General features: G+C 71.5%; 21 protein-coding genes and 1 pseudogene. 12 read left to right on the top strand and 10 right to left on the bottom strand.

Annotation, left to right across the window (positions count from 1 at the left end; translation table 11 throughout):
- The 3 genes from xylB to JNO44_RS00860 form a co-directional block, all read right to left on the bottom strand.
- Positions 1 to 1,404 (bottom strand): xylulokinase, encoded by a 1,404-nt coding sequence (xylB, locus tag JNO44_RS00870; RefSeq protein ID WP_205360457.1) that lies wholly within the window; start codon positions 1,402 to 1,404, stop codon positions 1 to 3.
- A 40-nt stretch (positions 1,405 to 1,444) separates the two neighbouring features.
- Positions 1,445 to 2,443 carry a zinc-dependent alcohol dehydrogenase family protein gene (locus JNO44_RS00865; protein WP_205360455.1) on the bottom strand — a complete coding sequence of 333 codons (999 nt, stop codon included), beginning with the start codon at positions 2,441 to 2,443 and terminating at the stop codon, positions 1,445 to 1,447.
- Between the two features lie 74 nt (positions 2,444 to 2,517).
- Positions 2,518 to 3,318, bottom strand: a complete 801-nt coding sequence (locus tag JNO44_RS00860) for a DeoR/GlpR family DNA-binding transcription regulator (RefSeq protein WP_235091900.1) — start codon at positions 3,316 to 3,318, stop codon at positions 2,518 to 2,520.
- Between the two features lie 145 nt (positions 3,319 to 3,463).
- Between JNO44_RS00860 and JNO44_RS00855 the strand changes: the two genes are divergently transcribed.
- Positions 3,464 to 4,786 carry an MFS transporter gene (locus JNO44_RS00855; protein WP_205360453.1) on the top strand — a complete coding sequence of 441 codons (1,323 nt, stop codon included), beginning with the start codon at positions 3,464 to 3,466 and terminating at the stop codon, positions 4,784 to 4,786.
- Between the two features lie 151 nt (positions 4,787 to 4,937).
- On the opposite strand, the gene JNO44_RS00850 is transcribed toward JNO44_RS00855, so the two are convergent.
- From JNO44_RS00850 to abc-f, 3 genes are all read right to left on the bottom strand, one after another.
- Positions 4,938 to 6,245 (bottom strand): erythromycin esterase family protein, encoded by a 1,308-nt coding sequence (locus tag JNO44_RS00850; protein ID WP_205360451.1) that lies wholly within the window; start codon positions 6,243 to 6,245, stop codon positions 4,938 to 4,940.
- 56 nt (positions 6,246 to 6,301) lie between these two features.
- Positions 6,302 to 6,934, bottom strand: a complete 633-nt coding sequence (locus JNO44_RS00845) for a CatB-related O-acetyltransferase (RefSeq protein WP_205369311.1) — start codon at positions 6,932 to 6,934, stop codon at positions 6,302 to 6,304.
- Positions 6,935 to 7,021: 87 nt separating this feature from the next.
- Complete coding sequence (abc-f, locus tag JNO44_RS00840) at positions 7,022 to 8,641, bottom strand: ribosomal protection-like ABC-F family protein (RefSeq protein WP_205360449.1); 1,620 nt, start codon at positions 8,639 to 8,641, stop codon at positions 7,022 to 7,024.
- A gap of 156 nt (positions 8,642 to 8,797) precedes the next feature.
- Between abc-f and JNO44_RS00835 the strand changes: the two genes are divergently transcribed.
- Positions 8,798 to 9,442, top strand: a complete 645-nt coding sequence (locus JNO44_RS00835; protein ID WP_205360448.1) for a TetR/AcrR family transcriptional regulator — start codon at positions 8,798 to 8,800, stop codon at positions 9,440 to 9,442.
- 109 nt (positions 9,443 to 9,551) lie between these two features.
- On the opposite strand, the pseudogene JNO44_RS00830 reads toward JNO44_RS00835, so the two are convergent.
- Positions 9,552 to 10,004 (bottom strand): annotated as a pseudogene (locus JNO44_RS00830) (SDR family NAD(P)-dependent oxidoreductase); the annotation flags it as partial.
- 474 nt (positions 10,005 to 10,478) lie between these two features.
- Here JNO44_RS00830 and JNO44_RS00825 point away from each other — a divergent pair.
- On the top strand, positions 10,479 to 10,919 hold the full coding sequence (locus JNO44_RS00825) for an FAD-dependent oxidoreductase (protein ID WP_205360447.1): 441 nt from the start codon (positions 10,479 to 10,481) through the stop codon (positions 10,917 to 10,919).
- An 82-nt stretch (positions 10,920 to 11,001) separates the two neighbouring features.
- Here JNO44_RS00825 and JNO44_RS00820 read toward each other — a convergent pair whose 3' ends face one another.
- Positions 11,002 to 11,469: a MarR family winged helix-turn-helix transcriptional regulator gene (locus JNO44_RS00820; RefSeq protein WP_205360446.1), complete on the bottom strand. Its 468-nt coding sequence runs from the start codon at positions 11,467 to 11,469 to the stop codon at positions 11,002 to 11,004.
- Positions 11,470 to 11,637: 168 nt separating this feature from the next.
- Here JNO44_RS00820 and JNO44_RS00815 point away from each other — a divergent pair, with 168 nt between their 5' ends.
- The 8 genes from JNO44_RS00815 (at position 11,638) to JNO44_RS00780 (ending at position 18,494) form a co-directional block, all read left to right on the top strand.
- Positions 11,638 to 12,846 carry an MFS transporter gene (locus JNO44_RS00815; protein WP_205360445.1) on the top strand — a complete coding sequence of 403 codons (1,209 nt, stop codon included), beginning with the start codon at positions 11,638 to 11,640 and terminating at the stop codon, positions 12,844 to 12,846.
- 61 nt (positions 12,847 to 12,907) lie between these two features.
- The gene (locus JNO44_RS00810; RefSeq protein WP_073447090.1) at positions 12,908 to 13,324 is read left to right on the top strand and encodes a GlcG/HbpS family heme-binding protein; all 417 of its coding nucleotides are present in this window, start codon (positions 12,908 to 12,910) and stop codon (positions 13,322 to 13,324) included.
- A 44-nt stretch (positions 13,325 to 13,368) separates the two neighbouring features.
- The gene (locus JNO44_RS00805; protein ID WP_205360444.1) at positions 13,369 to 14,193 is read left to right on the top strand and encodes an aldo/keto reductase; all 825 of its coding nucleotides are present in this window, start codon (positions 13,369 to 13,371) and stop codon (positions 14,191 to 14,193) included.
- Between the two features lie 98 nt (positions 14,194 to 14,291).
- Positions 14,292 to 15,086, top strand: coding sequence for an SDR family NAD(P)-dependent oxidoreductase (locus JNO44_RS00800; protein WP_205360443.1), 795 nt, complete (start codon positions 14,292 to 14,294; stop codon positions 15,084 to 15,086).
- 240 nt (positions 15,087 to 15,326) lie between these two features.
- Positions 15,327 to 16,340 carry an aldo/keto reductase gene (locus JNO44_RS00795; RefSeq protein WP_205360442.1) on the top strand — a complete coding sequence of 338 codons (1,014 nt, stop codon included), beginning with the start codon at positions 15,327 to 15,329 and terminating at the stop codon, positions 16,338 to 16,340.
- Positions 16,341 to 16,390: 50 nt separating this feature from the next.
- The gene (locus JNO44_RS00790) at positions 16,391 to 16,813 is read left to right on the top strand and encodes an SRPBCC family protein (protein ID WP_205360440.1); all 423 of its coding nucleotides are present in this window, start codon (positions 16,391 to 16,393) and stop codon (positions 16,811 to 16,813) included.
- Between the two features lie 212 nt (positions 16,814 to 17,025).
- On the top strand, positions 17,026 to 17,706 hold the full coding sequence (locus JNO44_RS00785; protein ID WP_205360438.1) for an ABC transporter ATP-binding protein: 681 nt from the start codon (positions 17,026 to 17,028) through the stop codon (positions 17,704 to 17,706).
- A complete protein-coding gene (locus JNO44_RS00780) occupies positions 17,703 to 18,494 on the top strand; it encodes an ABC transporter permease (protein ID WP_205360429.1) in 792 nt (263 codons plus the stop codon). Before JNO44_RS00785 ends, JNO44_RS00780 begins: the two co-directional genes overlap by 4 nt.
- A 194-nt stretch (positions 18,495 to 18,688) precedes the next feature.
- Here JNO44_RS00780 and JNO44_RS00775 read toward each other — a convergent pair whose 3' ends face one another.
- The gene (locus JNO44_RS00775) at positions 18,689 to 18,952 is read right to left on the bottom strand and encodes a hypothetical protein (protein WP_240167351.1); all 264 of its coding nucleotides are present in this window, start codon (positions 18,950 to 18,952) and stop codon (positions 18,689 to 18,691) included.
- 354 nt (positions 18,953 to 19,306) lie between these two features.
- Here JNO44_RS00775 and JNO44_RS00770 point away from each other — a divergent pair, with 354 nt between their 5' ends.
- Positions 19,307 to 19,723, top strand: a complete 417-nt coding sequence (locus JNO44_RS00770; RefSeq protein ID WP_205360427.1) for an ArsR/SmtB family transcription factor — start codon at positions 19,307 to 19,309, stop codon at positions 19,721 to 19,723.
- A 104-nt stretch (positions 19,724 to 19,827) separates the two neighbouring features.
- On the opposite strand, the gene JNO44_RS00765 is transcribed toward JNO44_RS00770, so the two are convergent.
- Complete coding sequence (locus tag JNO44_RS00765) at positions 19,828 to 21,198, bottom strand: ABC transporter ATP-binding protein (RefSeq protein ID WP_205360424.1); 1,371 nt, start codon at positions 21,196 to 21,198, stop codon at positions 19,828 to 19,830.
- Positions 21,199 to 21,225 lie beyond the last annotated feature (27 nt).

The raw sequence follows: 21,225 nt of genomic DNA, 5'->3' as shown, positions 1-21,225 counted from the left end.
TCACCCGTACACCATCGACCGCGCCTCGGCATAGGCCGCGCGGATGCGGCGGCCGGCGGTGTCCTCGGACGGGGCGCTGACCTGCCGTGCCGCAGCGAGCGGCCAGCGCGGCGGCTCGGGAGTGCCGGCAAGGGCCCAGGCGGCCTGGCGGGCGGCGCCGAGGGCCACGTACTCCTCGGGTTCGGGCACGGTGACCGGGGTGCCGAAGATCTCCGCGGCGATCTCGCCGACCACCGGTGCCTTGGCCGCACCGCCGATGATGAGCACCCTCCGGGTGCTGACGTCCTGGGCCCGCAGTCTGTCGAGGGCGTCGGCCATGTTGCAGAGCATGCCTTCGACGGCTGCCCGGGCCAGGTTCGGCGGGTGCATGTTCGCCTTGCGCAGGCCCATCAGGCTGCCGGCGGCGTCGGGGAGGTTGGGGGTGCGTTCGCCGCCGAGGTAGGGGAGGAACACCAGGCCGCCGGCGCCGGGTTCGGCCTCGCGGGCGAGTGGCCCGAGGCCATCGAGGGTGATGTCGAGCATGCGGGCGGTGGAGCTGAGGACCCGGGCGGCGTTGAGGGTGCAGACCAGGGGGAGGTAGCGGCCGGTGGCGTCGGCGAAGCCGGCGACCGCGCCGGTGGGGTCGCTGGTGGGGTGGTCGGTGAGGGCGAAGGCGGTGCCGCTGGTGCCCAGGGAGATCACCACGTCGCCTGGCTCGATGCCCAGGCCCAGGGCTGCCCCCATGTTGTCGCCGGTCCCCGCCGCCACCAGGGCGCCGTGCGGGGTGCGCCCGGCAACCTCCAACGGACCCAGTACGCGGGGGAGTCGGGGGGTGCGGCCGTCGAAGGCGCGGGACAGCAGATCGTGGCGGTAGGCGCCGTGGGCGGGCGACCAGTAGCCGGTGCCGGAGGCGTCGCCGCGGTCGGTGACCGGCTCGGCGGCGGAGCCCGGCCCACCGCACAGCTGCCAGGTCAGCCAGTCGTGCGGCAGCAGCACCCGCGCGGTGCGGTCGGCGCGCTCCGGTTCGTGCTCGGCCAGCCAGCGCAGCTTGGCGACGGTGAGGGCCGCGACCGGTACGGTGCCGACCGCCTCGGCCCACTTCTCCGGTCCGCCCAGTTCGTCGACGAGGTCCGCGGCGGCCCGCGCCGAGCGGGTGTCGTTCCACAACAGCGCGTCGCGCACTGGCTGTCCGGCCGCGTCCAGGGCCACCAGGCCGTGCTGCTGGCCGGCGACCGCCACCGCATCGACGTGTTCCAGGAGGCCGTCGCCGGCTTCGCGGAGCGCCCGCCACCAGGCGCCGGGGTCGACTTCGGTTGCGTCGGGGTGGGCGGCGCGGCCTCGATGGAGGATCTTCCCGGTGTCGGCGTCGCAGACAACGACCTTGCAGGACTGGGTAGAGGAGTCCACCCCGGCAACTGTGGGCATGGCGAAGGCGCTTCCGTGCAATGAGTCGGGACGGTGAGGGTCAGGCTTGCGGGCAGATTTGGATCTTGCGGCCGGTGCCCTGGCGGAAGGTCTGGAGGGCGGTGCCGAAGTCGTCCAGGGCGTAGCGGTGGGTGATCATGGTGTCGGCGTCGATGACGCCCTTCGCCATGAGGTCGACGGCCCGTCCGAAGCTGTGCAGGACGGCCATCGAGCCGACGATGGTGATCTCGTCGTTGTAGACCTTGAACGGGGAGAAGGAAGCTGTGGCTGCGGACGGTGCGACGCCGAACTGTTGGAAGGTGCCACCGCGGCGGACCCGGGTGAGGCCGTCCTCGATGACGGGGATGGCGCCGGTGCAGTCGATGACGGTCTCCCATCCTTGCGGGCGGTCCAGCTGTGCGGCGCTGACCGCCGTGGCGTCCGCGCCGAGTTGTTCGGCGACCCGCAGGCGGTCGGTGTTGAGGTCGACGACCGACAGGGATGCCGCGCCGGCGGTTCGGGCGAGCTGAAGCATCATCAGGCCCATGGTGCCGGCGCCGTAGATGAGGTAGTGGTCGCCCAGGCGGCGGGGCAGTACGTCGAAGCCGCGCACCGCGCAGGACAGCGGTTCGATGAGCGTGCCCTGGGAGACCTCGATGCCTTCGGGCAGGCGGTAGCAGTTGGCGGCCGGAACTTTGACGTACTCGGCCATGGCGCCGTCCACGGTGTCCCCGATGGCGCCCCAGTTCTCGCAGAGGTTGCCGCGACCGATGGCGCAGAAGTGGCAGGCGCCGCAGAACAGGGAGGGGTCGACGGCGACCTGTTCGCCGGTGCGCAGGCCGGCGACGCCGGTGCCCAGCGCGACGACCTCGCCGGTGAATTCGTGGCCGGGGACGATCGGGTAGGGGGTGGGGGCGAATTCCCCGTCGACGATGTGTGCGTCGGTGCCGCAGATGCCGACGGCGGCGGGGGCTATGACGACCTCGCCCGGGCCCGGGGTGGGATCGGCGACGGTGGTGACCTCGTAGTGCCCGGGAGTGTGGACGACGACAGCACGCATGGGGCGGGGCCTTTCTCGGGGAGGGGATGTGCTCGGGGAACGCCGGAGCCCGGCTCCGGCTCGGACGGCTCGGCTCAGCCGCGGGGATCGACGGTGCGGACCCGCACGCCGAGGTCCCGGACGGGCCGGAGTTCGCTCTCCGGGGTGTCGGCGTCGGTGACCAGCAGGTCGTAGCCGCCGACGTCGCCGTACGGGTAGGTCGCGGTGCGGCCGAACTTGCTGTGGTCGACGGCCAGTACGGAGCGGTCGGCGGCCTGCAGATACGCCTGCTTGGTCTCCGCGTACTCGCGGACCGGGTGGAAGAGCCGGCCGTCCCGGATCGAGGTCGCGGTCACGAACGCGATGGAGGCGCGGATGTCGTGGAGCTGGCGGCGGGCCTGCGGGCCGGCGCAGGACTCGAAGTCCTCGTAGTAGCGGTCGCCGAGGAGCGTCACCTCGGCCGGTGCGGCCGACAGCAGGTAGGCGATCCGCAACGAGTTGGTGATCACGCGGATGCCCTGGACGGTGGCGAGCCGGCGGGCGAGCGGGAAGAGGGTCGAGCCGCAGTCGATCAACACCGTGTCGCCGGGGGAGACCTCCTCCGCGAGGGCGTCGGCGATGGCGGACTTGATCTCGACGTTGGCGTGCTCGCGAAAGCGCAGCGCGCTTTCCATGGCGACGTTGGAGAAGGCCGTCGCCACGCCGCGGCCCTTGCGCAGCAACTGCCGCTCGTGGAGGTTGTCGAGATCGCGGTGCATGGTCATCACGCTGACGCGCATCCGCTCGGCGAGATCGGCGATGCGGATCTCGCCTTCCTCGGCGACATGGCGCAGCACCGTCTGCCGGCGCTCCTCTACCTCGGCCTCGGAGCCGCGACTCGGTCGCATGGTGGGCATCCCGTTCCTTCCTCGGCGGTCGTGTCCGCCGCGCTCGCACTCTAAGACATCACACACTTTATGTGAAGCTCTTGAAATTTTCTGAGAGGTTGTTCAGTCTGATGGCCGTCCACGGGCGCATGCCCGGCCCATCAGGAGGTCTCCCGTGCTCCACCCACCCCAACAGCGCGAACCGTCGCTGCCCCGTCCCGCCGTCCTCGGCATCCCCCGGGCCCTGATCTGGGGCTATGTCGGCGTGCTGCTCTTCATGGTCGGCGACGGCGTGGAGACCAGTTATCTGCCGACCTTCTTCAAGACCGACCTCGGCTTCGCGGAGGCGAGCGTCGGCATCATCTTCACGGTGTACGGAGTCACCGCGGCGGTGGGCGCGTTCCTGGCGGGCGGGCTCTGCGACCTGTGGGGGCCCCGCCGGGTGATGATGGCCGGCGCCGCCTGCTGGGCCGTCTGCCACACCCTGATGCTCGCGGTCGCCGTGCCCGCCCACTCCTACTGGCTGATCCTCTTCACCTACGGTCTGCGCGGCTTCGGTTATCCGCTGTTCGCCTACGGGTTCATGGTCTGGATCATGGCGGGTGCGCCGGAGCGACAACTCGGCAAGGCGCTCGGCTGGTTCTGGTTCTGCTTCACCATGGGCTACCCGGTCCTCGGCTCCGCGCTGGTCTCGCTCCTCAAGCCCACGATCGGCTTCTACCACACCCTGTGGGTGTCCCTCGCCATGATCGTCGCGGGCGCCCTGGTCGTGCTGCTCCTGCTGCGCGAACGCACCGGTTTCCAGGGCCTGTCCAGGCAGCCGGAGCGACACGGACTGTCGCGCACCTTCCTGGGCTGCTTCACCGTGATGTTCACCAAGCCCAGCGTCGGCATGGGAGCCCTGGTCCGGCTCATCAACACCACCTCGCAGTTCGGCGTCTGGGTCTTCATCCCGCTCTTCCTGGTCGACCGGATCGGCTTCAGCGCACAGGAGTGGGCGTCACTGCTGATCGTGATGATGGTCAGCAACCTGGCCTGCGTGGTGCTCTTCGGTGCGCTCGGTGACAGGTGGAGTCGGCGCAAGACCGTCGCCTGGCTCGGCGGCGCGGTCTCGGCCCTCGCCTGCCTGGCGCTGTACTACGTACCCCAGGCCGCGGGCCACGACTACCCGCTGGTCGCCGTCGCCGCGGGTGCACTGGGCGTCGGCATGGCCGGCTACGTCCCCCTGCCCCCGCTCATGACCTCGCAGGATCCGGAGCGCAAGGGCCAGATCATGTCGGCCTACACGCTGGGCGCCGGCGCCAGCATGGCCCTGGGTCCACTCATCGGCACGCTCTTCATCGGCTCGATCGGTATCGGGGGAGTCATGTGGATCTACGCCGTCCTGCATCTGATCAGCACCGTCCTCGTACTGGCCATGAAGTCGCCGGGGACGCGCGCGGAGCCCGCTGCGCCCGTCGCCGCGCCGCTGAGGGAACGGCGGCCGGTCGAGCGTTGACGGCGACGCGCGGCGATCCCCGAGGGGGGAAAGCGGCTGAATGCGGCTTATCTCCCCCTAGAGGCAATCGCTGTCGTGCTCAGTCGTGCTCAGCGGTGCCGAATCCGGAGCCGGGTGTGCGCGGACGTACGGCCTCGGCCCGCGTCCTGTCTCACAGGTAGTCGAGGACGTCGAGGTTGTCGGCGACGGTGGAGGTCGGGGTGTGGAGGATGGCGTCGAACGCGTCGAGGACGGGGGTGTGGAGGTAGGCGCTCTGGATCCGGATGCGGTCGGGGCCCGGGGCGACGTCGGCGTTTCCACGGGTCTCCGGGCGTGCCTGGTGGAGATCGGCGATGCTGAGCCCGAGCTCGGCGTCGGCGAAGGCGGCTTCGACGCTTCCCGGCTCGGCCGGCTCCAGCGGGGTGGCGGCGACGGTGAAGCCGAAGCGGGTGTTCTCGTCGCGGGGCATGTCCGCGGTGTGTCCGGTGGTGCTCGTCAGTCCGAGGGCGACGTAGCCGTCGCCGAGCGCACGGTGCAGGTGCTGCCCCATGGGGAGTCCCGTCAGGTGGCCGTCGAAGGAGACCGGTGTCTTCTGGATGTGGGCGTTGTGCGCGGCCAGCACGACGCGGGTCCCGGGTGCGAAGCGCTCCAGGTGCCACAGGACCGACTCCGCCATGTAGGCATCGCGGGCCGAGGTGTCGGCGGTCAGCCCCTTTCCGGCGAAGAGGTCGGCCATGGCGCGGAAGGTGTAGTCGCCATGGCAGGCGCCTTCGAGGCGTCGCACGGCGATGTCGTAGCTCTGCTGGTCGCTGCGGGAGACATACAGCGGTTCGACGGAGCGGAAACGGATGAGCAGGCGTGTCAGGATCGCGCTGAGCGCGTCCTGTTCGGCGGTGGCCAGGCGTGCCCAGGCGGGCGCGGCGACGGCCCCGGAGCCGCCGGCGAACGATCCGGAGATCCGCATCGCCTCCTGAATTGCCGGCAGGGTCTCGGGATCGATCCGGCGCAGGTAGTCGGCGACCGGGGCCAGGGCGGGAAGCAGGGACCCGCCGGCCGCGGGGATGTCGACGCCGGCGAAGCGCACCGGCCGTGAGGCCGTGCGGTTGTGCCGGCGTAGCCAGTGCAGCGGCTCCTCGGCCCCCACGGGGATCGCCGCGGCGAGGTGGGCCGACAGGTCATCGTCCGTTCCCTCGCCCTGGACCCAGGCATCGAGGGGGATGCCTTCGCTGAAGCCGTATTCGAAGGCGAGGGCGGTGAAGCCGCAGCGTTCGACCAGGAAGCGCAGGATGCGTTCGCGCATGAGGGCGAACTCGTTGATGAAGTGGGAGCTTTCGCCGATCGCGACGACCCGGGCGTCGCCGATGACGGCGCGCAGCGGCTCCAGGTCGTCGAGCGGCGCCTCGGGGTCGAGGTGGGTGAGCGGATGGGCGTGGGTGCGCAGCCAGTCGGCGAAGGGGGTGTGGTGGGGGGCGGCAGGCATGTTGGTGGCTCGACTCTCGGTGTGGGAAGGGGGTGGGTACGCCGGTGAGGGGCCGTTCACCGGTCCGTCGTGGTGCGGGGCGGGGTCTGCCCGGCCGCGGCGTTCTCCAGGTCGTCGATGCTGCCGGACATGATCGTGCGGAGGTGTTCGGTGATCTGCTGGAGCGGCCAGTCCCACCAGGCCAGTGCGAGCAGGCGGTTGATGTCGGCGTCGCTGTAGCGGCGGCGGATGAGGCGGGCGGGGTTGCCGCCGACGATGCCGTAGTCGGGGACGTCGTCGACGACGACGGAGCCGGCGGCGATGATCGCTCCGTGGCCGATGCGGACGCCGGGCATCACCATGGACCGGTATCCGAACCAGACGTCATGGCCCACCACGGTGTCGCCCCGTCCGGTCAGGCTGCTGATGAGGTCGAAGTGCTCGGACCAGGACCCGCCCATGATGGGGAAGGGGAACGTCGAGGGGCCGTCCATGCGGTGGTTGGCGCCGTTCATGATGAACCGCACGCCCTCGCCCAGCGCGCAGAACTTCCCGATGACCAGCTTTTCCGGGCCGTAGTGGTACAGCACGTTGCGGGTTTCGAACGCGGTCGGGTCGTCGGGGTCGTCGTAGTAGGAGAACTCTCCCACCTCGATCAGCGGCGAGGTGATCAGCGGCTTGAGCAGCACCACCCGCGGCTGTTCGGGCATCGGGTGCACCACGGTCGGGTCGGCGGGAACAGGCGGCGTCACGAAGTGTTTCCTCTCCGAAGGGATGTCTGCGGGGCCGGAGGGCCCTCAGCACGTGGTGGCAGCTGTGGCAGTCGCCTGCACGGCCAGGTGGGCGCCCCGCCAGCGCCGCCGCAGCCGGCGATCGTGGCTGACGATGACGAGGGCGCCGTCGTACCGGGCCAGAGCGGTTTCCAACTCCTCGACGAGGGCAGGCGAGAGATGGTTGGTGGGTTCGTCGAGCAACAGGACGTCGGACGGCTCGCTGAGCAATCGTGCCAGGGCGAGGCGCTGCAGCTGCCCGGTGGACAGCCGGCCGACCGGCACCGTGAGCTGGTCGCGGTCGAACAGGCCGAGGGACAGCAGCCGTTCGGCGTGTCCGTCGGCCTCCCCCGCCCGTCCACGGGCGAAGGCGGCCAGCACGGTCTCGTCCGCTTTCCCGGGGCGCGGCTCCTGAGGGAGATGGCCGACCCTGCCGCGGCAGGTGACGCTGCCGCTGTCGGGGGTGACGTCCCCGGCCAGGACGCGGAGCAGGGTGCTCTTGCCCGCGCCGTTCGGCCCCGTGATCAGCAGGCGCTGGCCAGCCGTGACCGTCAGACTCGTGCGGGCGAGCCGGTCCGTGACGGCGATGCCGGCGGCGTCGAGCACGACGCCCTGCAGACCACGGGCCCGCAGTACGGGGGTGAAGCGCAGCGGCTCCGGCGGGGTCGGGACCGGGTCGGCGAGGAGGCGGCGCAGCCGTTCCTCGGCGTTGCGGACCCGGCTGGCCAGCGACTGCTGCACCCGGCCGCCCGCCCGGTCGTAGGCCAACTTGTTGCCGTCCTTCATCGGACGGCCCGGGGCCACCTGGCGGGCGGTGGTCGCGGCGGCCTCGCGGAGCCGGTCGATGTCGGCCCGCCACCGGTCGTGTGCCTGGGCCCAGCGCTGCCGGGCAGCGGCCTTCTCGGCGAGGTAGCCGGTGTAGCCGTTGCCGTACCGCACGACGCGGCGCCGATCGGCGTCCACCTCCAGCAGGCTGGTGGCGACCCGTTCGAGGAAGACCCGGTCGTGGGAGACCGCCACCGTGGTACCCCGTCGGGTGCGCAGGTGTTCCTCCAGCCAGTGCAGGGCGCCGTCGTCGAGATGGTTGGTCGGCTCGTCGAGCAGCAGCACCTCCGGCGCGGCCGCCAGGACGGCCGCCAGTCGCAGTCTGACCCGCTCTCCGCCGGACAGGCTGCCCACGGCACGGTCACGGCCCACCAGGCCCAGACCGAGACCGTGCAGAGCGCGTTCCACGCGGGCGTCGGCGTCGTAGCCGCCGCGCAACTCGAAGACCGTCATCAGCTCGCCGTACTCGGCCAAGCCCGACGCGTCGCCGTCGGCCATCGCGGCCTCCAGGCGGCGCATGCGCTGCTCGACGGTGCGTAGATCGCTCAGGGCCCGGTCGATGACCTGCTGGACGGTCGCCTGCGGCGCCATCCGCTCGTCCTGGGAGAGATAGCCCACGCCGCCGGTGGCCTGGACGACGACCTCGCCCTGATCGGGGCGTTCACGACCGGCGAGCAGGCGCAGCAAGGTGGTCTTGCCGGATCCGTTCTCGCCGATGATCCCGGTGCGCTCGCCCGCGGCGAGCGAGCAGGTCACCGAGTCAAGGACGGGCTTGCCGCCGAAGGACTTGCTGACGCCGAGCGCACTGATCTGTGTAGGCATACGGGGACTCCAGAGCATTCGAGAACGAGGCGGCCGTCCTGGGCCGCATGGCCGGGTGAATGCTTTGGAAGAACATCGATCACTCCACTAGTGCGACAACTGCTGCTTTAAGATGCTGCCATAACGTTGTCCCTCCGAGCAACGGACTATTCAGCGATGCCCCCCACCGACCCAGAACCAGAAGTCGCCGGCCCGCCGACCCGGCGCCGCCCGGGCGGCCGCACCGCCCGCATCCGTCGACAGGTGCTCGACGCGGTCCTCGCCGAGCTCGGCGAACACGGCTACGACGGGCTCACCACCGACACCGTCGCCGCCCGCGCCGGTGTGCACCGCACCACGGTGTACCGGCGCTGGGGCGACGTCGGCGGCCTGCTCGCCGACGTCCTCGACGCGGCGAGCGACGATGACTGGCAACCACCGGACGCCGGCTCGTTGGAAGCCGACCTGACCGCACTGAACCAGGAGATCCAGACAGCCCTGACCGCCCAACCGCCGATCGTGACCGCACTGATCGCCGCCTCGTTCCGCTCCGAGAAGGCCGCCCACGCCCAACAGCGGCTCTGGGAGGACCGGTACGCGCGCTGCGAGATCGTCGTCGACAGGGCCGTCCGGCGCGGCGAACTCCCGCCGCACACCGACGCTCGGCGGCTGCTCATCGCCGCCACCGCGCCGCTGTACCACCACCTGGTGCTGCTGCGTACCCCCCTCGACCCGCAACTGCCCTGCCAGGCAGCCAGAACCGCCGCCCTCGCCGCAGGCGCCGGTGCGTTCGCCGAACCCCCGCCGGCGAGCGGCACCTGAGCGAGACTTCACCGGTCCCGCACCTCCTCCGAGGCTCGAACGCCATGCCGGGGAACCACACGGTCTCGACCCCGCCGGACGCCGGGTGGTCGAGACCGTGCGGAGCTGGTCAGCGAACCCAGGCGCCGGTGAGGGCCTGAACGGCCGAGCCGTCGCGGTCGGCGAGCTTGCCGCCGACGAACTCGCGGGCCCATGCGGAGGTCTGGATCCGGAAGGCCGGGCGGTCGCCGGTCAGGGCCTCGACGATCGGGGCGGCGGCCTCGGCCGGTGTCTGGGCGTTGCCGAAGGACTGCTGGGTACGGGCGATGTATGCCTGGAGAGCCGGGGCGTAGGGCCCGGCCGCGGTGAGCAGGGCGTCGACGTCCAGGCCGAGGTTGGCGACGAACTCACTGGCCACCGCGCCCGGTTCGACCACGGCGACGTCGACGCCGACGGTGGCGGCGACAGGGGCAAGGGACTCCATGAAGCCCTCGACGGCGAACTTGGCCGCGCAGTACGCCTCGTTGAAGGGCTGACCCACGCCGCCGCCCACGCTGGTGACGGTGATCACGCGGTCCCGGCTCTCTGGCGTCGCACTGGTCACCGGCGCTCCCGCCCAACGTGAACGAGCCGGCCGCCTCCTCGACCCGCTCCTCGACGGCCTTCGCTACGGGACACACCGGTAACTCCCATCGCAACAGCCGTGTCTGTTGCGGCGATCGGCGAAGGGAAGATGGGTGGCCCCGGCGCCAGCCCCGTGGCTGACCTCGCCACCTATGAACCAGCGGCAGCACACAAAGCCCTTCCGGGACCGCCTCGGAAGGACTCCGGTCGGTGACACCGCCCGCGTGAAGGCGCTGCTGCCTTGCGGAAGTCGCCCCGGCGCGAGGCGACCGCGAGGGCGCCCGCCTGCCCCTGGTCGCAGGAGCCTCCCCGAGTGCGACGGGGCCAAGCCGGACCTTCGCGCGGCTCAGGGCACGAGCTGCTCGCCGTCGGCCTGGACGCGCTACCGTCCGCCGCTGCCCCCACCCACCCCTTCTCCGGTCGGAGGGCCACCATGTCCTCCACCACCCGCCGCATCGCGATCGTCGGGGCGGGCCTCGGCGGCTTCGTCTGCGCCCGCACGCTGCAGCAGCGCGGCATTCCCGTCGCCGTCTTCGAGCGCGAGGCCAACCCCGACTCCCGCTCGCAGGGGGGCACCCTCGACATCCGTGACGACACCGGCCTGGTGGGCCTGCGTGCCGCCGGACCCTTCGATCGCATCGGCTTCCGCGGCCCGCTCGACTGGCGCCAGGGCGTCGACCTGGCCGACACCGAGGCCGTGCGCGCCCATCCGCTCGGCAGGTTCGAGGGCTTCGACGAGGGGTTGTGCGACCTGATGCGGCACAACGGCGGCGCGTTCATCAACCGGCCCGTGGTCTGTCGTCGGGCTCTCGCACCCCTCTCGAAGCGGGAGGGTGTCGTCCGGCACGGAGTCGGCACCGTCGCCCTCCGGTAGGGAGAGGCAGGAGGAAGGGCGCCGGGCGCTCGACGGGGTGGGGGTGCCGCCGAGGCGTCCACGCTTCACCCGCGGCGGGGTGTCATGCCGGCGGGATGTCGCCCTGCAGTTGGTGGACGGCGCGGACCAGGGGCGCGAGCACGGGCTCGGTGGCTGCCTGGTCCAGGGCCTTGCGCAGGGCGGTGTTGTGGGTGGGGCGGGCCTCCTCCAGCAGGCGCAGACCGTCGTCGGTGACGTCGGTGTAGATGCCGCGACGGTCGGTGGGGCACAGGTAGCGCGAGAGCAGCCCGCGGTCCTCCAGCCGGGTCACCAGTCGTGTGGTGGCGCTCTGGCTCAGGACGACGGAGTCGGCGACCTGGCGCATCTGCAGGTGTCCGCCCTCGCCGTCGTGCTGGCGGCTGAGCACGTCCAGCAGCGAGTACTCGCGTGCGCTCAGCCGGTGCTCGGTCTGCAGCGCGCGTTCGACGCTGGCCTCGATGCGTCCGTGCAGCAGTGAGAGCGCCGACCAGCTGTGCGCCAGTGCGGTCATCGCCGGGTCGGTGGCGGTCATGAGCGGCTCCCTGGGTCGGGTCGTGCAAGCGGAGGCACCGGCAGGAGACCTGCCCCTATCACACACTCCACTATACCCGCGTTTGCCATTAGTCGGCGTACGCAACTATTGTTGGAGCTTGTAAGGCGCTTGCGCATCTTTTTCTCGGCACGTCAAAGGACCCTCGTCATGCCGCTCGCACTGCTGGCCCTGGCCATCGGGGCCTTCGGAATCGGCACCACGGAATTCGTGATCATGGGGTTGCTGCCCCAGGTCGGAGCGGACCTCGGAGTGTCCGTACCGACGGCCGGCTTCCTGGTCACCGGCTACGCCCTCGGCGTCATGATCGGCGCACCGATCATGACCGTCCTCGGTACCAGGATCTCCCGCAAGAACATGCTCATGCTGCTCATGGGCCTGTTCATCCTCGGCAACCTCATCTCCGCCGTCGCCCCGGTCTTCGCCGTCATGCTGATCGGCCGCGTGGTGGCCTCGCTGGCCCACGGTGCCTTCTTCGGCATCGGCTCCGTCGTCGCCGCCGAACTGGTGGCGCCGGAGAAGAAGGCCGGCGCCATCTCGATGATGTTCACCGGCCTGACCGTGGCCAACGTCGTCGGCGTGCCCCTGGGCACGTACGTGGGCCAGAGCGCCGGCTGGCGGGTGACCTTCCTGATCGTCGCCGCCCTCGGCGTACTCGGCCTGGCCGGCGTCGCCAAGCTCGTACCCGACGTGCCCAAGCCGGCGGGTGTGCAACTGCGGCACGAGGCCGCCGCCTTCAAGAACACCCAGGTCATCTTGGCCATGGCGATGACGGTGCTCGGCTTCGGAGGCGTGTTCGCCGCGATCACCTACATCGCGCCGATGATGACCGAGGTCGGCGGCTTCGCGGAATCCTCCGTCACCTGGCTGATGGTGGTCTTCGGGCTGGGCATGGTGGCCGGCAACCTCATCGGCGGCCGTTTCGCGGACCGCAAGCTCATGCCCATGCTCTACACCGCCCTGGGCGGCCTGGCGCTGGTCCTGCTGCTGTTCACCTTCCTGGCCTCCGGCAAGCCCGCGTCCGTGGTCGCCGTCTTCCTCATCGGCGCGCTCGGTTTCGCCACCGTCCCGCCGCTGCAGAAGCGCGTCCTGGACCAGGCCCACGGCGCGCCGACGCTGGCCTCGGCGGCCAACATCGGCGCCTTCAACCTGGGCAACGCCCTGTCTGCCTGGCTCGGCGGCCTGGTGATCTCCGCCGGCCTCGGCTATGCCGCGCCCAACGCCGTCGGGGCCGTCCTGGCCGCCGCCGCTCTGGTGCTGGCCGTCCTCTCGCACCGGCTCGAACTGCGGCGCCCCCGCACCACCACGGCCGCCGACCACGGCTCCGCTCCCGTCGCGGTCGGAGCCGTCCGCTCCTGATCCCCCGTACCCGCGCCACACCGGCCGCGAGTCCCCTCCCCATCGATGCAAGGAAGTTCCCATGAGCACCACCACCGTGGCCCCGCTGACTGCCACCGACGCCGACACCCTCGTCCTGGCCGCCCGCCGCGCCGCCGAGGAGGCGGGAGTCCCCGTCAGCATCACCGTCCTCGACGCCGGCGGAAACCTGCTGGCCTTCCGTCGTGACGAGCGCGCCGTGCTGATCTCCGGCGAAACCAGCACGGCCAAGGCGTACACCGCCCTGCAGTTGAACGCGCCGACGGCCGACCTGGTCGACCTGGTCAAGCCGGACGGGCCCTTCCACTCCCTGCCCACCGCGCTGGACAAGCCCCTGCTGTTCATCGCCGGCGGCGTCCCGATCCACCGCGACGGGCAGCTCGTCGGCGCCCTCGGCCTCGGCGGTGGCGCCCCCGAGCAGGACCACGGCTTCGCCCGGACCGCCCTCCGGGCCCTGTGACCCACCCCGTCCCCTGGCACAACAGCACCGAAGAAAGGCCCCCGATGACTTCCGTACCGAACGTGACGCTCAACAACGGCGTGACCATGCCGCAGCTGGGCTTCGGCGTCTTCCAGGTACCCGACGAGGAGACCACCGCCGCGGTCGCCGGCGCCCTGGAGGCCGGCTACCGCAGCATCGACACCGCCGCGATCTACGGCAACGAGCGCGGTGTCGGCAAGGCCTTCGCCGCCTCCGGCCTGCCCCGCGAGGAACTGTTCGTCACGACCAAGCTGTGGAACGCAGATCAGGGCCACGACCAGACCCTGGCCGCTTTCGACGCCTCGCTGGAAAAGCTCGGCCTCGACCACGTCGACCTGTACCTCATCCATTGGCCCACCCCGGCCCGCGACCTGTACGTGGAGACCTACCGGGCGCTGGAGAAGATCCTGGCCGACGGGCGTGCCCGCGCCATCGGCGTCTCGAACTTCCAGATCCCGCACCTGCAGCGGCTCCTGGAGCACACCGGCATCACCCCGGCGGTCAACCAGGTGGAGCTGCACCCCGGCCTCCAGCAGACCGCGCTGCGCGCCTTCCACGCCGAGCACGGCATCGCCACAGAGGCGTGGAGTCCCCTGGCGCAGGGCGCGGTCCTCGGGGACGAGGCGATCGTGCGAATCGCCGCAGCGCACGGCGTAACCCCGGCGCAGGTCGTCCTGCGCTGGCACCTGCAGACCGGCAACATCGTGATCCCCAAGTCCGTCACCCCCGAGCGCATCCGGCAGAACCTCGACGTCTTCGGCTTCGCGCTCATCGACGCCGACCTGGCCGCCCTCGCGGGCCTCGACCGGGGGCTGCGCACCGGCCCGGACCCCGACACCCTCAACTGACACCGAACGGTCCCGGAGCGCCCGTCCACACAGGATGGGCGCTCCGGGGCGCGCACGCCTTCGCAGCAGCTCCCTAGCCTCGAAGAGGGGAACGCTTCATGCAGATCGATCTCTCCGGCCGTACCGCTCTGGTCACCGGCTCCACCCAGGGCATCGGCCACGCCATCGCCACCGGCCTGGCCCGCGCGGGTGCCCACGTCGCCGTCAACGGCCGCGGCGAGGAGCGCGTCGCGGGCGCCGTCCGCACCGTAAGTGCCGACTCCGGCAGTGACAACGTCATCGGCGCCGTGGGCGACCTGGCGACGGAGCGGGGCACCGCTGCCGTACTGGAGGCCGTGCCGACGGTCGACATCCTCGTCAACAACCTCGGGATCTTCGGCTCCGCCCCACCGCTGGAAATCGACGACGCCGAGTGGCGCCGCTACTTCGAGGTCAACGTCCTCTCCGCCGTCCGCCTCATCCGCGCCTATCTGCCCGGCATGAAGGAACGGGGCTGGGGGCGCGTCCTCAACCTCGCCAGCGACTCGGCCGTGGTCATCCCCGCCGAGATGATCCATTACGGCATGACGAAGACCTCGCTGCTCGCGGTCAGCCGCGGGTTCGCCAAGGACGCCGCCGGCACCGGGGTCACCGTCAACTCCGTCATCGCCGGACCGACCCACACCGGCGGCGTCGAAGGGTTCGTCCGCGAGCTCGTCGGCGACGAGCTGCCCTGGGACGAGGCGCAGCACGAGTTCATGGTCAAGTACCGCCCACAGTCCCTGCTGCAGCGCCTCATCGAGCCCGAGGAGATCGCCAACCTGGTCGTCTACCTCGCCTCGCCCCACGCCTCCGCGACCACCGGCGGCGCCGTGCGCGTCGACGGCGGCTACGTCGACTCCATCCTGCCCTGAGCCGGGCCCCGGCTTCCCACCCTGTGGCCGGGCCGCCCTCCACGGCGGACGGCCCGGCCACAGGGCGTTTGCGCAGTTCGCGCCGGCCTGGGAGCACGCTCGGCACTGCTTCCGTGCACCCTTAGTGCGCGCTTGCATCAATCAGCGTATGCAAGTACCTTCGTTTGCAAGTAAGGCTGCGAAAGGGCGCGTGGGGGGAGGCGCCGGGCGGCCACCACCCACACACAAAGGGAACCCCTGATGAGCCTCATCCACCTGCTGCCCGGTTCGCTGGGCTTCGGCACCGCCCCCATGGGCAACATGTTCCGCGCCATCCCCGAGGACGAGGCGCAGGCCACCCTGCAGGCCGCCTGGGACCAGGGCATCCGCTACTACGACACCGCCCCGTTCTACGGCGCGGGCCTGGCCGAGATGCGACTCGGCGAGTTGCTGTCCCAACAGCCGCGGGACTCCTTCGTCCTGTCCACGAAGGTCGGCCGGGTCATCCACGACGAGGTCGAGGATCCCGCCACCCGCGACCTGGGCGAGAAGGGCGGCCTCTTCGAGCACGGCCGACCCAACAAGATGACCGACGACTACAGCGCCGACGCCACCAAGCGCTCCGTCGAGGACAGCCTCAAGCGGCTGAACACCGACCGGCTGGACATCGTCTGGGTGCACGACATCGCCCAGGACTTCCACGGCGACCGCTGGCTCGCCCAGTTCGAGACCGCCCGCACCGGCGCCTTCCGGGTCCTGGACGACCTGCGCGACCAGGGCGTGATCAAGGCATGGGGCCTGGGCGTCAACCGTGTGGAGCCCGTCGAGCTCACCCTCGCCCTGGACGAGCCGCGCCCCGACGGATTCCTCCTGGCCGGCCGCTACACCCTGCTGGACCACCGTCAGGCGCTGCAGCGGCTGCTGCCCGCGGCACAGGAGCAGGGCGTCGACATGGTCGTCGGCGGTCCCTACAGCTCCGGGGTCCTGGCCGGCGGTACCCACTTCGAGTACCAGGAAGCCCCGGCCCACATCCTGGAGACCGTCCGGCGCATCCGGGAACTGGCCGAGCGGCACGGCGTGTCCGTCAAGGCGGCCGCGCTGCAGTTCGTCCTCGCCCACCCGGCCACCGCCGCCGCGATCCCCGGCGCCACCCGCCCCTCCCGCATCGCCGAGGACCTCGGCGCCCTGCGCGAGGAGATCCCCGCCGCCTTCTGGCACGACCTGCGGGAGACCGGCCTGCTCGACCCGGCCGCCCCGCTCCCGGCCGGCGCCTGACCGGCCCGGCCCCCCGCAACACCCCAACCCCGCGCACGAAGGACCCCACCATGGCATCCACTTCCGTGAGCCGCGTCGTCCATGCCTCCCCCGAGGTGGTCTGGAACCTGATCGGCGGCTTCCACTCCCTGCCCGACTGGCTGCCCTACATCCCGGAGAGCCTCTCCGAGCAGGGCGGCCGGGCGCGCCGGCTGACCAACGCCGACGGCGAGGTCATCATCGAGCAGCTGACGGCGTACAACCTGCAGGAGCGCTCCTACAGTTACGCCATCCTGCAGGCCCCGTTCCCCGTCACCGGCTACCTCTCCACTCTCCGCGTCCACGCCCTGCCCGGCAGGCCGGAGGCCGCCGAGGTCCAGTGGAGCGGACGCTTCGTCCCCGAGGGCGTCAGCGACGAGGAGGCCGAAGCCCTCTTCGCAGGCATCTACCGGGACGGCCTCGACGCCCTGGCCGCGGCAATCCAGACGCGCTGACCCAGGGCCTGTGTCATCCCGCCACAGGCCAACCGCCCGCGCCGCTCCAGCCGGCAGCGGCCGGCCGGGAGGAGAACCGTCGCAGGTCCGGCAGGCGGAATCCCGATCAGCAACATCACCCGGACCGCCGGTCTGGGTTTTCATCGAAGGCCGGGCAGGAAGGATGCCTCGATCCGCCGTCGGATCCACCAGGTGGAGGAGGAAGGCAGACGATGGCCCCAGACGAGCTGTTCGCGCTGGATCAGGTGACCGTGCGGCGTGGTCGTGCGGTGCTGCTGGACGAGGTGACCTGCCGGCTCTCCGCGGGGGTGTGCACCGCGCTGATGGGACCGTCCGGGGCGGGCAAGTCCACCCTGCTGCGGCTGCTCAACCGGCTGGAGGAACCCACCGCCGGCCAGGTGCGCCTCCACGGCCGCCCCCTCGCCGACGGCGACGTCCTCGCCCTGCGGCGCCGGGTCGGGCTGGTCGGACAGCAGCCGGTCCTGCTCACTGACCATGTCCCGGACGAACTGCGCGTGGGCCGCCCCGACCTGGCCGAAGGCCAGGCGCGGACGCTGCTGGAGCAGGTCGGCCTGCCCGCCGCCATGCTCACCCGCCAGACGGCCGGGCTGTCCGGCGGCGAGGCCCAACGCCTCTGCCTGGCCCGGGCGCTCGCGGTCGGCCCCGAGGTGCTGCTGCTGGACGAACCCACCTCCGCGCTGGACGCGGCCAGCGCCAAAGCCGTCGAGCAAACGGTGCGCCGCCTGGTGGCCGCAGGGCTGACCGTCATCCTGGCCAGCCACAACATCGCCCAGGCCCGCCGGATCGCCGACGAGGTCCTGGTGCTGCGGGCCGGGAGACCGGTGGCCCACGGAGCCGCCGCGGACATCGACTACCTCAAGGAGGAGTCATGAACCCCGCCGTCCCCACCTGGGCCGGAGTCGCCGCTTCGGCCGCACTGGTCCTGCTGGCCGTGGCGGTGGCCTGGCACGGTCGGCTGCGCCTGGCCCGTGACATCGCCATCGCCGCGACCCGCGCCGGCGTCCAACTGGCCGCCGTGGGAGCAGTGTTGCTGCTGGTCTTCCAGCACACCGGCCTGGTCGGGGCGAGCGGCTGGCTCGCCCTGATGGTGCTCGTCGCCGGCCAGGTCGCCGCCCGCCGCGCCCGGGGTCTGCCCCGCGCGCTGCCCATCGCCACCGCCGCGATCGCCGCCGGGGCCGCCGCGACGCTCGGCGCCCTGCTCGCCCTCGGCGTGATCGCCGCCCAGGCCCGGGTGGTGATCCCCGTCGGGGGCATGGTCGTCTCCGGCGCCATGCAGGCCACCGCCCTGGTCCTGATTCGCCTGCGGGACGAAGCCCGCACCGCGCGGCCCGCCATCGAGGCCCGCCTCTCCCTCGGACTGCCGGCCACCGACGCCTTCGCGCCCTACCTGCGCACCACCCTGCGCACCGCGCTGATCCCGGCCGTCGACTCCACCAAGACCGTCGGCCTGATCAGCCTGCCCGGCGCGATGACCGGCCTCATCCTCGCCGGCGTGGACCCGTTCACCGCCATCCGCTACCAGATCGTCGTGATGTACATGCTGCTCGCCGCAGCCGCCCTCGCCTCGCTCACCGCCGGCCGCCTGGCCGAACACGCCCTGTTCGACGACGCCCACCGGCTGCGCCCCCTCACCACCGAGCCCCGGCGGGAACGCGTATGACGGACACCCAGCTCCGTTCGCCTATGCCCACCTATGCCCACCTATGCCCACCGCGGGCTGTCCGGGCGGCAGTCGACACCGCCTCAGGCTCCGGCAGGGGAGGGGCGTCTGCTCGACAACCACCACTGACTGCACGCCCGTACGCGCTGCTTCGGGCACCGACAACGCCTCCCCGTCGGAGCGGAACCTCGCCGCTACGCCCTGCCCTTGGAGCGGGCCAGGTGCCTCCAGCCGTCGCCCGTGGCGAACGCCGCCACCAGGTCGGCGCCGCGCGCCGCCAGAAGGCGCCGGCGCTCCCAGCGCGAACGCGGCCGGACGCTTCCCCGGGTGCCCTGCGGTGGTTGTGTGAGAGCGGTGAGGCGCCGACCGGCCTGGGCAAGGTCTGCCAGGATGCGTTCCCGATGACGCTCGTTGCGCGCGCTGCGCAGCGCGGTGTACAAGCCCTCGATCTCTGCCACGGCCGCTCCGACGTGCAGATTGGTGCTGCCTGTCGACGGCATCCCGCCCCCCGTCACCTATGACCTCCTTGATACGAGCTATGGGCCAACGTGGGAGACACTTGCCCAACTGCGCAACCCTGCAACCCTGATGTGTGACACGAAGACGTGTGTGGAGCGTTCCGCCGCATGTCTTTCGTGTGAACACCGAGCCGTCTGCCGATTTGTCGACTGGTCCGGGTCCGGGCACCGGAGAGCGATGAGCAGGCCGTGACACCACGTTGACGGGGGTGGTGTGGTCTGCCGTAGCGAGGGCGAGGGATCAAGGGCGCCGTTGGCCTGCCCGGCGGCCGCGGACCGGGTTAGGGTGTTTGCATGGATGCGCAAGTCGGGGCGTGGGATTCAGCCGGTGCGGAGCGGGCGATCGCGGTTCTCAAGGCGGTGGCGGATCCGACGCGCTACCGGCTGTTGTGGGCGTTGAGCCGACAGGAGTTTCCGGTGGGGAGCCTGGCGGAGATGGCGGGCGCCCATGTGGCCGCCATCTCCCAGCACCTTGCCAAGCTGAGGGCGGCGGGGCTGGTGGTGTCCCGCCGTGAGGGGACACGGATCTACTACCGGGCGGCGGGACCGCATGTGCGGGGGCTGCTGGAGGAGGCGGCCCTGGTGGCGTCGGCGCCGTCCGGAGGCGGGGTGACCGGTGCCGCGGACGAGGCGGTGGAGGCCGCCACCGCGGAGCAGCCGATACGGGCGGTTCGCCCGGTGCGGGCCCGGCGGCCCGTGGCCGAGCAGTAAGCAGCGGCCGCCGCTCGGCGGTCGGTTCGCGGCCGCTGGCCGGACCAGGGCGTGTCCGCAACGTCCTGCCCTCCGGGCGGACGACGGGACTTTGCGGACACGCCCTAGTCCGGTTCGACCCGGCGGTATTCGCGGGGGCCTGCGTCGTAGGCGTAGAGCTCGGCGTAGCGGCCCCAGTCGGTGGCGGTCTCCAACTGCTGGTCGACCTGTTCGCTGGTGTAGTGGTGGGCGAGCAGGTCCCGGAAGAAGCCGGCCCGAAGGGTTCGGTCGGGATTCTGTTGCAGGCTGGTGGCGATGAGCCGGACGAGGGGGAGGTCGGCCGCGCCCTCGGCGAAGATCTCCTTGGAGTGCTGAACGTCGGCGCCGGCGAACGCGGTGCCCCGTTCGGTGAGGACGAGATCGTCCTCGCTGATCTTGCCGAGGCCGAGGAGTTCGAGGGAGTCGACGAGGGGGAGAACGTCGTCGATTTCGAGACCCAGCTCCTCTGCCAGGTCGGCCAGGTCGCAGGCGCCGCCGCGGTGGGCGACCATCTCGGCGAGACCCGAGAGACCGTCGACGCTGGCTTGCGGCAGCGGGGTGTTGCCGACGGTCCGCTTTTCGGATTCGAGGGCTTCGGTGCGGCCCGGGAGGCGGGTTTCCTTGGGGCGGCCGGTCATGGTGCGGTAGACGCGGTCGATGAGGTCCTCGAAGCCGGTGGAGTCGCGGTCGCGGGGGCGATCGAGGGCGACGTCGAAGGTTTCCCGGATGGTGCCGGGACGGGAGCCGAGCACGATGATGCGGTCGGCCATGAGGACGGCCTCTTCGATGTTGTGGGTGACCACGACGATGGCGCGGGTGGGGAACTGGCCCGATTCCCACAGCTCCATCAGCTCGCCGCGGAGGTTCTCGGCGGTGAGGACGTCGAGCGCGGAGAAGGGCTCGTCCATCATCAGGACGTCGGGTTCGACGACGAGGGCGCGGGCGAAGCCGACGCGCTGGCGCATGCCGCCGGAGAGCTCCTTGGGGTAGGCGGTCTCGAAACCGTCGAGGCCGATGAGGTCGATGGCCTGGAGGGCGGCCTCGGAGCGCCGGTCTGCCGGGACGCCGCGCGCTTCGAGGCCGAGCTCGACGTTCTGCTGGACGGTGAGCCAGGGCAGCAGTGCGAAGGTCTGGAAGACCATGGCGGTGCCCGGGTTGGCGCCCGTCAGGGGCGTGCCCCGGTACGTGACGGTGCCGGTGCTGGGCGGGATGAGGCCGGCCAGGCAGCGCAGCAGGGTGGACTTGCCCGAGCCGGACTTGCCGAGCAGGGCGACGATCTCGCCGGCGCGGACGGTGAGATCGATACCGGAGAGCACGGGCAGTTCGCCGTCGGCGCCCGCGTAGGACTTGGTGACGGCCTCGGCGGTGAGCAGGACGTCGCCGTCGGCTGCTCTCGCCGGCCGGCACGCGGCGGTGGTGCGGCGGGCGCGGAGGTTGCGCAGCGTGCTCAGGAGCATGGGACGTCCTCGCTGGTTCGGGCGGTG

Origin of the sequence: Streptomyces noursei, assembly GCF_016917755.1 — a bacterium.
Lineage (GTDB): Bacteria > Actinomycetota > Actinomycetes > Streptomycetales > Streptomycetaceae > Streptomyces > Streptomyces yunnanensis.
This window is presented reverse-complemented; position numbering and strand designations above follow the sequence as displayed.